This window comes from Anoxybacillus sp. J5B_2022 (assembly GCF_026847645.1).
In the GTDB taxonomy this organism is placed as follows: Bacteria; Bacillota; Bacilli; order Bacillales; family Anoxybacillaceae; genus Anoxybacteroides.
This window is the reverse complement of record NZ_JAPSMC010000072.1, coordinates 1-13369: the sequence shown is the minus strand read 5'-3', so window position 1 is coordinate 13369 and position 13369 is coordinate 1. Positions and strand designations below refer to the sequence as shown.

At 39.9% G+C, this 13369-nt stretch carries 9 protein-coding genes and 1 pseudogene; 8 read left to right on the top strand and 2 right to left on the bottom strand.

What is annotated here, in order from left to right; translation table 11 throughout:
• Nucleotides 1-125 precede the first annotated feature (125 nt).
• On the top strand, nucleotides 126-3902 hold the full coding sequence (locus tag M4I42_RS14835) for a 5'-nucleotidase C-terminal domain-containing protein (protein ID WP_268852863.1): 3777 nt from the start codon (nucleotides 126-128) through the stop codon (nucleotides 3900-3902).
• Nucleotides 3903-3974: 72 nt separating this feature from the next.
• Nucleotides 3975-7640 (top strand): chitobiase/beta-hexosaminidase C-terminal domain-containing protein, encoded by a 3666-nt coding sequence (locus M4I42_RS14830; RefSeq protein WP_268852862.1) that lies wholly within the window; start codon nucleotides 3975-3977, stop codon nucleotides 7638-7640.
• Nucleotides 7641-7829: 189 nt separating this feature from the next.
• Here the strand turns inward: M4I42_RS14830 and M4I42_RS14825 are convergent, their stop codons facing one another.
• The gene (locus M4I42_RS14825) at nucleotides 7830-8663 is read right to left on the bottom strand and encodes an IS3 family transposase (protein ID WP_268852864.1); all 834 of its coding nucleotides are present in this window, start codon (nucleotides 8661-8663) and stop codon (nucleotides 7830-7832) included.
• A gap of 26 nt (nucleotides 8664-8689) precedes the next feature.
• Nucleotides 8690-8998, bottom strand: coding sequence for a transposase (locus M4I42_RS14820; RefSeq protein WP_246364248.1), 309 nt, complete (start codon nucleotides 8996-8998; stop codon nucleotides 8690-8692).
• A 252-nt stretch (nucleotides 8999-9250) separates the two neighbouring features.
• Here M4I42_RS14820 and M4I42_RS14815 point away from each other — a divergent pair.
• The 6 genes and pseudogenes from M4I42_RS14815 to M4I42_RS14790 form a co-directional block, all read left to right on the top strand.
• Nucleotides 9251-9550 (top strand): annotated as a pseudogene (locus tag M4I42_RS14815) (JAB domain-containing protein); the annotation flags it as partial.
• Nucleotides 9551-9707: 157 nt separating this feature from the next.
• Nucleotides 9708-10097, top strand: a complete 390-nt coding sequence (locus M4I42_RS14810) for a hypothetical protein (protein WP_268852861.1) — start codon at nucleotides 9708-9710, stop codon at nucleotides 10095-10097.
• Nucleotide 10098: 1 nt separating this feature from the next.
• Nucleotides 10099-10470 (top strand): type II toxin-antitoxin system RelE family toxin, encoded by a 372-nt coding sequence (locus tag M4I42_RS14805; protein ID WP_268852860.1) that lies wholly within the window; start codon nucleotides 10099-10101, stop codon nucleotides 10468-10470.
• 230 nt (nucleotides 10471-10700) lie between these two features.
• Nucleotides 10701-10808 (top strand): putative holin-like toxin, encoded by a 108-nt coding sequence (locus tag M4I42_RS14800; protein WP_019418134.1) that lies wholly within the window; start codon nucleotides 10701-10703, stop codon nucleotides 10806-10808.
• A 349-nt stretch (nucleotides 10809-11157) separates the two neighbouring features.
• A complete protein-coding gene (locus M4I42_RS14795; RefSeq protein WP_268852859.1) occupies nucleotides 11158-11730 on the top strand; it encodes a transposase in 573 nt (190 codons plus the stop codon).
• A gap of 1 nt (nucleotide 11731) precedes the next feature.
• Nucleotides 11732-13252 (top strand): YifB family Mg chelatase-like AAA ATPase, encoded by a 1521-nt coding sequence (locus M4I42_RS14790; RefSeq protein WP_268852858.1) that lies wholly within the window; start codon nucleotides 11732-11734, stop codon nucleotides 13250-13252.
• The last annotated feature ends 117 nt before the right edge of the window (nucleotides 13253-13369 follow it).

Genomic DNA, 13369 nt, shown 5'->3' with positions numbered 1-13369 from the left:
AAATTAATAATAAATTTATAATTTTTTTACAAAAAATGTGTTGTATTAATATGGTATAACAGGTATTTTATTTACCGTATGATGCTTATTGTGACAATAAATATTGTTAGGAAAGGAGAAAAAACATGGAAGAGAAGAAAACGAAAGGGTTAGCGGTATGTATTGCTACTATGACTGCTGTTACTAGTTCAGTTGTTGTTACCAATCCAATTCAAGCAGCTGCGACAAGTAACGCCGAAAAGCTCGTTATAAAGGCAGAAAAACTCGCGGGAGCATTAAAATGGGAAGTTTCTTACGATTATCGGAAAAAGGTTTATCCTAAAAATGTGCTGGATTATCCAGATATGAAGCTGTTTAATGAAACAAAATATGCGTTGAAAGTCGCTTGGGAAGAAATGAAGAAGCTGAAAGGAAAAGAAAAAGAAATTTTGGAGGCCCGTCTTTCGCAAAATGTTCAAGTATACGTTGATCGCGCTACCTCTTATATAGACGCTGTATCAGCCGGAAAAAAAATTGAAGCGAAAGCGAATATATTAAAGAAATTAATTTCTAACAATATCGTAAATGATTCCACAGAAACAGCGTATCATGATTTAACAAAAGAAATTCGCAGGCAGTCTTCTGCTTTTACCAAAGTATATGCTGCTTCTACCCGCAACGCGTTTGTTGAAACATATGTCAAACCTGCGCAACAAGTGAAAGATGCGGCGTTATACCCAGTTTCCATTAAAATAGAGACAGATCGTTTGAATGCGGCATTAAAAGAAAACAAGATTGATCAAGCGATTTACCATAAAAACCGTATTGAAAAGTTTGTGAACGAAGGTTTAAAATTCGGATTTTTGGAGGAAAATAGCAATCTGTTAAAAAGCGTAATGGCTTACGTAAAACCGGTTAAGGCAGAACTGGAAAAGCGATTTACAATTTTTAATGCAGATTCTACTGCAGCGGACAAGCCTACTACTTTTGGCGGAACGGCAACGGGAGTGAAAAAATACGACCAATCCATCATCCTCATCGCCGGTAAAAATCAATATATTAAACTGGCAAATGCCGAAGTGAATGGAAACATTATTATTAAAGGGAACGAAACAGGTGCTGGAACGGTTTACCTGGAAAACGTGAAAGTGAACAAGGTAAACAACCAAGGCGGAGTTATTATTGTTGATGACGTGGCTGACCATAGTTTGCATCAGAAAAACGTGACAGCGGAAGAATTGAAAATCAACGATGCGAACGGTGCCAATATCGTGGCGGAAGAAGGAACAAAGATTAAGACATTATCTCTTACAGAAGCAGCAGGATCCACAGGGGCGTTGATTCTCTATTCAAAAGAAAAAGGCGCATACGAAGTGGTTTCCGTTGGCACGAAAGGAAGCGAATCAAATAAAGGTGTGGAATTGAAAGGTGACTTCTCCAACACGAAAGTAGAAGTAATGGGGGAAGGTTCACAAATCAAGGTATCGAAAGATGCTGTTGTGAAAGAAATCGAAGTAAAAACAGCGGGGAAAATAGAAGCGGAACAAGGTGCCAAAGTACAAACTGTTAACTTGGCTGCTGAAAAAGCAGGACAAAAAATCGAGTTAAAAGGGGACTTAAAAGAAGCTACGGTTATTGTTAAAAATGCAAATGTAAAAGTAGAAGTAGCAAAAGATACAGTTGTTAAAGAGGTTAAAGTTGATTCGAGTGTAGTAGGTAGCAATGTACAAGTAATAAATAACGGTGAAATTAAACAAATCCAAGGTATTAACGTAAGAAATAACTCATCTTCAGGTACAAATAGTACATCAGGAACAAGCAATACTTCCGGAACGAATAATGGTAATGTTTCAACTTCTCCTGATCAGACTCCCCCAACTGTGACTCTTATGAATAATGGACCTGTGACATTAGGTAATACTGTTGATGTTCGAAGCACAGAAACTGGAACGGTTTATTTAGTTCCAATTAATGAAACTCCTTCAACCAAGAGTGCTCTTGAGACTTTAGTTACAAACGGGATTGCAAAGAAGGCAACAGTGTTTGCTATTAATACAGATATTAAAATTAGTACAAATGGACTAACATCAGGGACATATAGAGTATATGCAGTAGATAGTGCAGGTAATGTTTCGAATCCGACAGGAATAGTCACTTTAAGAAACCCAACAGACGAAAAAACATTTAAATTAATAGTAATGCATACCAATGATACACATGCCCATTTAGACAATATTGCAAGACGCATCACTGCGATTAAACAGGTAAGACAAGAAAACCCTAATTCATTGTTATTAGATGCAGGGGACGTGTTCTCCGGAACATTGTATTTTAGTGAATTTAATGGATTGGCAGATTTAGAGTTTATGAATCTTGCGGACTATGACGCCATGACATTCGGAAATCATGAGTTTGACAAAGGAACTGCAACTTTAGCTAACTTTGTGGATGGAGCGAAATTCCCATTTGTCAGCGCCAATGTCGATTTCTCTAAAGATGCAAATCTAAAAGCAAGTTTCAATAATGAAATATCTTTAAATCCAGGGAATGGAAAAATTTATAATGGAATTATCAAAGAAGTAAATGGAGAAAAAATCGGTATCTTCGGCCTAACAACAGCTGAAACAAAAAATATTTCAAGTCCAGGTGAACATGTAGTCTTTGAAAACTACATTGAAGAAGCGAAAAAAGCAGTTGAAGCGTTCGAAGCCCAAGGAGTTAATAAAATTATTGCATTAACCCATATAGGATTTAACGACGGTGGCGGAGATAACGACGTTACGTTAGCTAAGGAGGTTGAAGGAATAGACATTATTGTTGGCGGACACTCTCACGATAAGCTTGCTAAACCGGTTGTTGATACAACAGGAGAAGAACCGACCGTTATTGTTCAAGCGAATGAATATAGCAAGTACCTTGGCAAGCTAGATGTTGAGTTTGATAAGAATGGGAAAGTGGTTGGCTATGATGGCAAGCTGATCGACATTGATCAAAAAGTAAAAGTAGGAGATAAAGATGTTTATGCGCTACAAGATGATCCTGAAGCTGCTCAAATTCTGGATACAAAATACAAACCAACAGTGATAGAAAAGCAAAATACTGTTGTTGGACAAGCAGCAGTTGATTTAATAGGAGGAAATCCGCCTGCACGTGTTGGTGAAACCAATTTAGGAAACTTTATCGCTGACGGCATGTTGGCAAAGGCGAAAACAATTAATCCAGATACAGTCATTGCTTTCCAAAATGGGGGCGGAATTCGTGTTACTATCCCTGCTGGAAACATCACATTAGCAAAAATAATGGAAGTAATGCCTTTTGGAAACTCATTAGCAATAATGAAACTGACCGGTGCCGAAATCAAAGAGGCGCTTGAATTCAGTGTAAAAGACGCTCCAAAACCTTTTGGAGGGTTCTTGCAAGTCTCTGGATTGAGGTTCACTTATGACAGTAGAAAACCAGTAGGTGAAAGAGTGTTAACAGTGGAAGTGAAAGAAGGGGACAACTATGTTCCGCTGGATCCTAACAAAACATATGTTGTTGCTACAAATACCTTTACTGCAAAAGGTGGAGATGGCTATACCATGTTCGCTAAAGCTTACAAGGAAGGACGTGTAAGCGAGCCTGGATTTGTAGACTGGGAAATGTTTAAAGACTATATCGCCGCTCAACCAAACAAAACAGTAAATCCATCAGTGGGAGGACGAATCGTTGATATGGCGACTGCCGTAATGCCTGTGAATGCAGCTGATTTCAGCGGAACGGCACAATCTCCTAAAGTTTACAATGGAAACGTTTCTGTTGATGTAACGGGAGTTGCCAAATTAGAGTATGCAACTGTAAAAGGTGATCTTTATTTAAAAGGAAACACTGCGATCGATTTAGACCATGTTACGGTAGAAGGCGAAACATATTTCCTTGACTAAAAATTAAACAGGGCCCCGGGCGAATTGCTAGGGGCTATGTATGGAAGAAAATATGAACATGGAGAGGATAAAATGAAGATAAGGAGTCAAAAGAAACCGTTCAATATTGCAGTCATTTTTGCAATCATCTTGAGTCTATTAGCCCCATTTAATGTAAATGTCTCCAAAGCAGCTAATGTAATTACAGTTGCTGAAGCAATTGCCAATCAAGGCATGAAGGGTGCAACAGTTGAAGGGTATATAGTAGCTTATACTACTGGTAATAAAACATACAGCTCTGATCCTGCTAAATTTAAAGATGATTATAACGTCGCAATTGCAGATTCTGTAAATGAAACGAATCCAGACAAAATACTTCCGGTTCAGTTAACATCGAATTTTCGTAATGAGTTCGGTCTTAAGAGTAACCCGGGTAACATAGGGAAAAAAATTCAGGTAACAGGCTCTCTTGAATTGTATTTTACAGTACCGGGATTAAAATCTCCGACAGCAATTAAATTTGTAGAGGATTCAACCAACCCATCAAAAGTCCAACCAGTTACCGCTTCTCCTGCAGCCGGAGCAGTTGCAGCTGGAACAACAGTAACTCTAACTACAGCGACACCGGGAGCAAAAATCTTTTATACAACTGACGGTTCTAACCCAACAGAAACAAGCACAGAATATACCGGGCCAATAACCATTGACAAATCTTTAACGATTAAAGCAATTGCCACAGCAAATGGGCTTGAAAATAGTGATGTCCAGACTTTTGTTTACACAGTTTTGCAAGAGCAATCGATTGCTGATGTAAGAAAGCAAGCAGTCGGCACACAGGTAAGCACAACAGGAATCGTGACGGCAGTATTAAAAAATACCGTCTATATCCAGGATGAAACTGCTGGAATCGTCCTATACGGTTCAGGACTGAATGTTCAACGCGGAGATAAAGTTCGTGTAAAAGGAACTTTAGCAGAATACAGAACGTTATTGGAAATCAATGTTCAAGCAAGTGATATAGAAGTAATCGGATCAGAAACAGTTCCCAAGCCGCAAGTATTAACAGCAGACCAAATCAAGGAAGACAAAGAAGGTATGCTTGTATCTGTTCACAATGTAACCGTTGAATCTTTATCCGGTGGCAATTATACTGCCAAAGATGGCAACGGGAACGCATTTGTGATTCGTCCGGAAGATGCGAACCTACTTTCTATTAATAAAACCTATGAATCTATTACCGGGGTCTTAGGTGCATTTGATGGGACATACCAGTTAATTCCTCGTGATGCAGCTGATATTATTACCGATTCAAGTAAAGTGCAAGCCATTACAGCGACTCCTGATTCAGGACTAGTGAAGAGTGGCGATAAGGTAACATTATCAACAGCCACAGAAGGAGCAACAATCTACTACACAACAGACAACAGCGAACCTACGACAAACAGCCTCGTCTATAGTGAACCAATTACCATAACTAAAAATACTACTATCAAGGCTTTTGGTGTTAAAGCTGGTTTAACGAACAGTGAAGTAGCTACCTTTAATTACATCATTCAAGACGGAGAAATTCGCATCCATGATATTCAGGGTGCCGGGCATACTTCACCATTAGATGGATCAAATGTAACAGATGTTGAAGGTATCGTAACTTATGTAGTTGACGCTAATAACTTTTATATGCAAGATTTACAGCCGGATAATGATGACAAAACATCAGAAGGAATTTTAGTTTATAAGAAAGGTCATGGCGTAAGTGTTGGTGACGTTGTGAAGGTAACAGGACAAGTAAAAGAATGGTTACTAGAAGGATACCCTGAAAAAGCACAAACAGATTTGACTGTTACAGAAATAAATGCAGCATCAGGATCAATAAAAGTGATTTCAAGAGGACAACCGCTTCCTGCACCAGTTGTAATTGGAAAAGATCGAGCCCTTCCGACTGAAATTATTGATAATGACAGTTTCACTAAATTTGATCCGGAAGAAGACGGAATCGACTTCTTTGAAAGCTTAGAAGGAATGCTTGTGCAGGTAGATAATCCAAAGGTCGTTGCACCGCAAAAATATGGTGAGATCATCGTTGTTCCTGAATCAATTCCAACGAATACAGCAGCTGGTGGATTAAAAATTTCAGAAACAGACTACAACCCTGAAAGAATCATGATTGATATTAATGATGAAAACTACGTGGCAAAAGCGGGAGATCATTTTAATGGCTCAATCAAGGGTGTTGTTAGTTATAGTTTCAGTAACTATAAAGTGTTAAGTAATAAAAGTGATTTACCAACGCTTGTTGAAGGACCCACCGCTCGTGAAACGACAACGATTACTCCAGATCTAGAGAAACTGACAATTGCTTCTTACAATGTAGAGAATTTCTCAGCAAAAACAAATGACGCAAAGGTAACAAAGCTAGCACAAGCAATTGTTCAAAATTTGAAGCAGCCGGATATTATCGGTTTATCAGAAATGCAGGATAATGACGGGGAAACAGACAGCGGAAATACCAATGCGGATCAAAGTTTTGCAAAATTAATCAACAAAATTAAAGAACTTGGAGGACCAGAATACGCTTATACTGATATTGCTCCGGAAAATAATAAGGACGGCGGCGCTCCTGGCGGAAATATTCGCGTCGGTTTTCTTTATAACAAAGACCGAGTATCTCTTGTAAAGGGAACAAAAGGTACTGCTACACAAGCAGTTGGTTTTGAAAATGGAAAGCTGACATTAAACCCAGGCCGCATTGACCCAACAAACCCTGCGTTTGATTCTAGCCGTAAGCCGCTAGCAGCACAGTTTGAATTTAACGGAAAAAGTGTGATCGTAATAGCAAACCATTTCAACTCTAAAAGCGGAGACCTTCCTTTATTTGGAAAAGTTCAGCCTCCAGAATTAAAAAGTGAGGTTAAACGCCTTGAAATTGCAAGAATCGTTAACAATTTTGTAAAGGATGTTAAAACTAAAGATCCGAATGTAAATATTGTCGTATTAGGGGACTTTAATGATTTCGAATTCTCAAATCCTTTAAAAACACTAAAAGGAAACGAGTTAACGAATATGATCGAGAAAGTTCCTACAGAAGAGCGCTATTCATATACGTATCAAGGGAACTCCCAAGTACTTGATCACATTTTAGTATCTAATAACTTGGCACAATCAACAATAGTCGATATTGTCCATATCAACTCATCCTTTATGGAGGTGCACGGACGTGCAAGTGATCATGATCCGGTACTAATTCAGACACAATTAGGTACTGCACAGCCGAAATATGATAAGGTATATAATCTTGTTGGATTCTCAACCAAAAAACTAACGATTCAAGCTACCAACTCTCTAGTCAACATGGACAGCACTTCAGTAATTAGAGAGGGAATCTGGTTAAAGAACTCAGCCACTGTTAAAGGGGAAGGCTTAAAAAATACGAAAATCGTGATCAGCCCAACTTCAAAAGATGCTGTCATTGACTTAAGCGGTGCAGAAGTAAAAGAAGTATTAATCGACAATGCCAATGTAAAAGAGATTAGAGGCGCAGAAAATGTTCAATTATGGACGGTAACGAACGGAGTCGATACCTCTAATATCATATTTAAGGATTCAAAGGGAGAAGTAATGACTTCTCCTTTTTTCAAAAAAGAAAATAAAGTCCCTGTTGTGGGAGCTCGGTGTCTGTCAGAGCGACCGAACAAGGTTGCAACATATAGTAGGTGCGATTCCCACCGAGTAAGAGCAGGTGCACTGCGATCCGAAAAGTAGACAGTATAAATTCAGTTCACGTGAAGGAATCAGAGTGATAAAGCTCTGGTTCCTTTCCTTTTCTCGTCTTTTTCCTAGTGTCTCAGAACCCCGAGAGCCTGTCAAGGAGAGCACTTGACAGCCCCACGGAGTTCTGAGGAGAGGTCGGTAAGACGAGAAGGAGGAAATATAGCCCACTTGTGCTCGTTGTTAACTAGCCTTTGCATATTGAGTCGGTGTCTGATAATGAAGAACACCTTGTATACGTTGGTGGTTGTAATAGCGAATGTAATCATGGATAAGCTGTGTTACCTCTTCCACACTTTTCGTACGTCGCAAGTCCTGCTCCATCTCTGTTTTAAGGTAGGAGAAAAAGCTTTCTATGCATGCGTTATCAAGCGCATTCGCTTTTCTCGACATACTTGGTGTGATCGAAAATGTATCCATCAGCGTTTTCCATCTTGTTGATCGATATGGCATTCCTTGATCTGAATGAAGAATTAAGGAATCCTTGATGTGTCTGATTTCTAATGCATATAATAGGGAATCTTCCACAAGTTGAACATCGTGTGTTGATGAAATCTGATGCCCGATAATTTCATTGTTGTGTAAATCCATAACGGCAGAAACAAATAGCTTTTTATCTTCCACGGCCATTTCCGTGACATCTGTGACCCATTTTTCATTCAAACGTGTCGTGGAAAAGTTTCTTTTTAATAGATTTTCATAAATATATCCAGCGGAAGTTGCTTTTTTCACTTTGGCGGGTTGTTTTCGTTTCATGCGAGATTGACATTTTAATCCTAATTCTCTCATTAGTCGACGTACAACTTTTTCACTTACAGGTAGTTGATATTGATTGTTTAATACTGCGTGAATTTTTCGATATCCATATCTCCCTTTGTGTTCATGGAAAATCAAAGAGATATATTCTTTTAATTGTTGGTCTTTCTTAGACTCTTTTCTTCTCTTCTTCCCCTTTGTTTTCAAGTATTTATAGTAACCAGCTCTTGAAATATTTAGTTTTTCACATATTTTAGCAATCGGGTATTTCGTTTTCAGTTCGTCTACTACTTTGAACTTCGCTGTCTTCCCTCCCTTTTCAGAATTTGCAGATACTTTTTTAAAATTTCATTCTCCATCTCTAGTTCTCGTATGATGAAATCCTTGTCCATTTCAGGATGATTTCTAACTTTTCGTTTTAGTCCTACTTCCCCATACATTTCATACTGATCTATCCATTTATAAATATAGTCAGGATCTGTAATCTCAAGATGATGTGCAATGACTTTTACACTCTCTCCCGCCAAGGCTCTTTGAACGGCTTCCATCTTCAATTCTGGAGAATAGCTTTTATAAGTTCTTTGTTTTTTTGACATGTTCATCGGCTCCTTCCTGTCTTCTGTATGGACATCTTTTTCCCGATTTATACATGTCTACTTTCAAAGGCTCACTCCACTGTCACGCCCCGAAATTTGTCGAAGATTGATAGGAACAGAGAGTCGTTGAGTGGCTCTCTGTTTCTTTTTTTTTTTTTCCGCATCAAACATCATTTGAAACATATATTATACCTTTGAACGCCTCCATTCCGTTTTGGAATGGGGGCGATTTTTGTTTGAGGAGGGAGTCGTATGCCATCGGCAAAGCGCGTGAATATTGTGAGTTTGAAGCTCGTTCGGGAGGCGAGTGTGTTGTGCAAAGAAAGGTAGGTGAAGTCGCCAGAGGATGCGTATGAGCTGCTGAAGCCATTTTTGGTGGATGCGGATCGGGAGGTGTTTGTCGTCGTTTGTTTGGACACGAAAAATCAGCCGACGGCGATTCATGTGTGCCATGTCGGGAGTTTGAATGCGAGCATTGTGCATCCGAGAGAGGTGTTCAAGTCGGCGATTTTGGCAAATGCGGCGTCGATTTTAGTGGCGCACAATCATCCATTGAATAGGTGGACAGTCACGCCCCAAAATATGTTAGGAATGTGAAGAATTAATGTATTAACAAATGGAATATAGGCAATAAATGTGTTGTTTTTTGTGTAAAATTATGTGTATAATATAGATAATAATGCATATACTAAAGAAAGGAGGATGGAAGGTGGGTGTTCATACATTGACAAAAGAACAATATCCTATCGCTAATACAAACACATTGAATTTTTTGAAAACTAATGTTTTAAGTGTTACGGATCTTTCTAGAACAAAAAAATTATCAGAGATACTTGATCGTTTTTCAAATGGAGTCTCAGATGAAGTATTTGTTATTCAAAATGCAAAAAAGAAAGATGCACTAGCTGTAATCGTCGATATAGATTATTTTGAGCAACTGCTTCAAATAAAAGAAGTTGTAGAAGAAGCACTTGATCAAATTGTTATGGAAGAGGCGTATGCACGTAAGAATAAACCTGTAAATCAAACTTTATCAGATATTTTTGATGAAGAAGATATTAATGTAAACGAATTAATGAAATTGCTAGAGGAAGATTGATGTGAAAACACTCGAAGATTTGCAGGAGCTTATTTTAGAAAAATATAATGTCGAACTGAGGTTTGTTGAGGATGTAAAGCAAGATATTAAAGCGATTAATAAAGGACATAGGCAAACCGTTTTATTAGAAATTTTAAGAAGGGCAAAGCAAGGCCCCCTATTTAAGCCGGATGGAGTTGCTGAGTCGTTACATGGGGACTTACATGGTTTTGCAAAGATTAAGTCAAAATCACTAAATATTAGAATTATTTATCGTCCGATTGAAGGACAACCGATAAGAATGGAAATAATTGCAATAGGACCTCGCGATAAGAAAAAGGCATATCGAATGGCTGCGGAACGTTTACAAAAATTCTTTATGGAAATGGGATAGCGGGGTAGCATGCCTGTCACGCCCCGAAGTTTATCGAAGATTGATAAGAACAGAGAGTCATTGAGTGGCTCTCTGTTTCCTTTTTTGCATTTTTGTTGATGTGCTGTGGCATTTTTTGTGGCAGCTGTTGTTGAAATTGCGAGAGTGATAGAAAAATGTTACAATCTCCACAGCAACTACATAAGCAGGGTGGGCGGTTGACCACTTCCCCGATGGAGGGAGGTGGGAATATGACGACGTATGAAGCATTGAGTCTTATTGCGCAATTCAGCTTAGTGTTCATCGGAATGCTAACATTGACTGTCACCATCGTCGTCTATATAAACAAAAAGAAATAACCGTCCCCCCTCGACCAAAGGTGTGAAACGGTTATTTCTTTTTATCTGTTACACATCTAAAGGTCAGCCGCTCTTCTTGAGGCATGTAGTTGCCTGCTGAGTGTTCACCGCACTCAGCTTTTTTTATTTTATGAAATATCTGCTTATATTATACAAATGATATCGCTGGTTTGGCAAGTGCGTGCCTGTCACCCGTCGAGAGAGTAAGTGTCACCCGTTGGTAGCGTGCCTGTCACCCGTCGAGAGAGTAGTTTTGCGTGCAGAGTATCAAAAAATTTTTCTTTCGATGCAGGATTTTGCCCGTTTTTGTCGAAAGGATACGCAAGAAAGTTCATGTGAGGTGAAAAATGTGGGTCGGGCGAGGCGGATTTGGGTGCCGCATTTGTTTTACCACATTGTGTGCCGTGGAAACCGGCGTGATCCGTTGTTTAAAGAAGCAAATGATTTCCGCGCATTTTTATATATCCTCGAACAGCTTCATGAAAACATTCCGTTTGAAATCGCTTCGTATTGCCTCATGACGAATCATTTCCATTTGCAGCTCCGTTCGCAACAGGAATCCATTTCTAAAGTGATGGCACTTATTAATAAACGATACGCCAATTATTATAATACACGTTACGGGTTAACCGGGCATGTGTTTGAAAAGCGTTACTTCAGTAAAATCATTGACGATGATGTGGGCATGTTGGAAGTCAGTCGCTATATTCACCTCAACCCTGTCGAGGCACGTATGGTGCATCTCCCCGAACATTATCGCTGGAGCAGTTTCCATTTTTATCACCAATCTCCCTCATTGCCTTCATTTATGAACATCGACGCACTCCTTCGTTATTTTTCTGGAACGATTGTCGAGAAAAAGAGAGCATATGTGCAGTTTGTGAAAGAAGATGTTGTACCGAACTGCGTCAAGGAGGAATGAAATGAAAGTTTGTAGCATCGGTTTGCGCGGGATGGAAGGGTATCGTGTGCAAGTGGAAGTGAAAGAACTGCCGGGAATGCCTTCTGTTGTGATTGTTGGATTACCCGATACATCGGTGAAAGAAGCGAAGGAGCGAGTCATTGCAGCGTTGTACGCCTTTGGGTGCGATGTGATGAAGCAGAAACTTGTCATCCATTTGTCGCCGCCCGAGCGAAAAAAACAAAGCCCGATGTTTGATTTAGCAATGGCGATTGGCATTTTAAAAGTAAAAGGAAAGCTCGAACAGCCAGTTCCGCCACATATTGCGTTTTTAGGCCCATTATCATTAGATGGAGCGATTCAGCCTGTCGATGGGATGTTACCAGCCATTTTAGCGGCAAAAAAGCTTGGGTTTGAGCAAGTATATGCGCCATACGATCCTACCCTACCCCTTCATCACTTGCAACATGTCAATTGTGTGTTCGTTCACACGTTAGATGAAGTTGTACAATGCTTAAAAGGGCAACAAACGATTTCTCCAACTTTTCATCTTCCTTCAGTCGCTGATGTTCCACAAAACAATCACCGCGATTTTCAACATATCATTGGGCATGAACATGCAAAGTATGCACTTGAAGTTGCCGCAGCAGGGGAACATAACGTGTTAATGATCGGACCGCCAGGATGTGGGAAAAGTTTATTAGCTGAGACGTTTCCGACGATTTTGCCGCACCTTTCCCATGAAGCGCAGTTGGAAGTGCTTAGTTTATACCAACTAGCAGGAGAACCGAAAAACGATTCCTCTCCACCGTTTCGTCATCCGCATCACTCTGCATCATCGGTTGCGTTGATTGGGGGAGGAACACAGCCGAAGCCGGGAGAAGTTTCTCTTGCTCATCGCGGGGTGTTATTTCTTGATGAAATGGCGGAATTTACGAAAAAGACGTTGGACATGCTTCGCCAGCCGTTAGAAACGGGCAAAGTGACGATTAGCCGCGTTTCGTCGACGGTGACGTATCCAGCACATTTTATTTTGATAGGGGCGATGAATCCATGCCCATGCGGATATTTCGGTTCGAAAAAGCGATATTGTATATGTAGCCCGAAACAGATCCGAGCATATCGTCAGCGCATCTCAGGGCCGATTTACGACCGCATCGATATATTGTTATCGTTAGAAGCAGTGGATTTGACTCAAAAATCAAAACAAGTAGACTGTTCGGAAACGATTCGCAGCCGTGTGGAAGCTGCGCGTTTCCGGCAATTCGAACGATATGGGGAAGAAATAACAAACGGCCGTGTGCCGATTGACGTACTGCTTGCGAAAAGTCCATTGACGAAAGGACAGCAACAATTGCTTCAACATTGGGCGGCTACATACGACTGGAGCAACCGCGTGCAAACAAAAATCATTCGCCTCGCTCGCACTATTACCGACTTAACAGGAGCCGATGACATCACCGATGAATCGTTATGGAAGGCGATGGCGTTTCGGAGAATAAGAGAAGGACGGCAAGAAAGGAATATGAAGGGAGGGTGCTGATTGCAATTTTGAGCGGAGATAGGGAGAGTGATTGGCTGCCTATGTTTATTTCATGAAAAATTTGTAGTAAAATAAAGGGAAAGGAAGTGTAATGATGAGCGAGCAAACGGATATTGC

Bases quoted from the DNA above. Each gene is read 5' to 3' on its own strand.
- M4I42_RS14835 (WP_268852863.1), top strand. From the start codon at position 126: ATGGAAGAGAAGAAAACGAAAGGGTTAGCGGTATGTATTGCTACTATG.
- M4I42_RS14820 (WP_246364248.1), bottom strand. From the start codon at position 8,998: ATGTCAAAAAAACAAAGAACTTATAAAAGCTATTCTCCAGAATTGAAG.
- M4I42_RS14800 (WP_019418134.1), top strand. From the start codon at position 10,701: ATGACGACGTATGAAGCATTGAGTCTTATTGCGCAATTCAGCTTAGTG.
- M4I42_RS14830 (WP_268852862.1), top strand. From the start codon at position 3,975: ATGAAGATAAGGAGTCAAAAGAAACCGTTCAATATTGCAGTCATTTTT.
- M4I42_RS14790 (WP_268852858.1), top strand. From the start codon at position 11,732: ATGAAAGTTTGTAGCATCGGTTTGCGCGGGATGGAAGGGTATCGTGTG.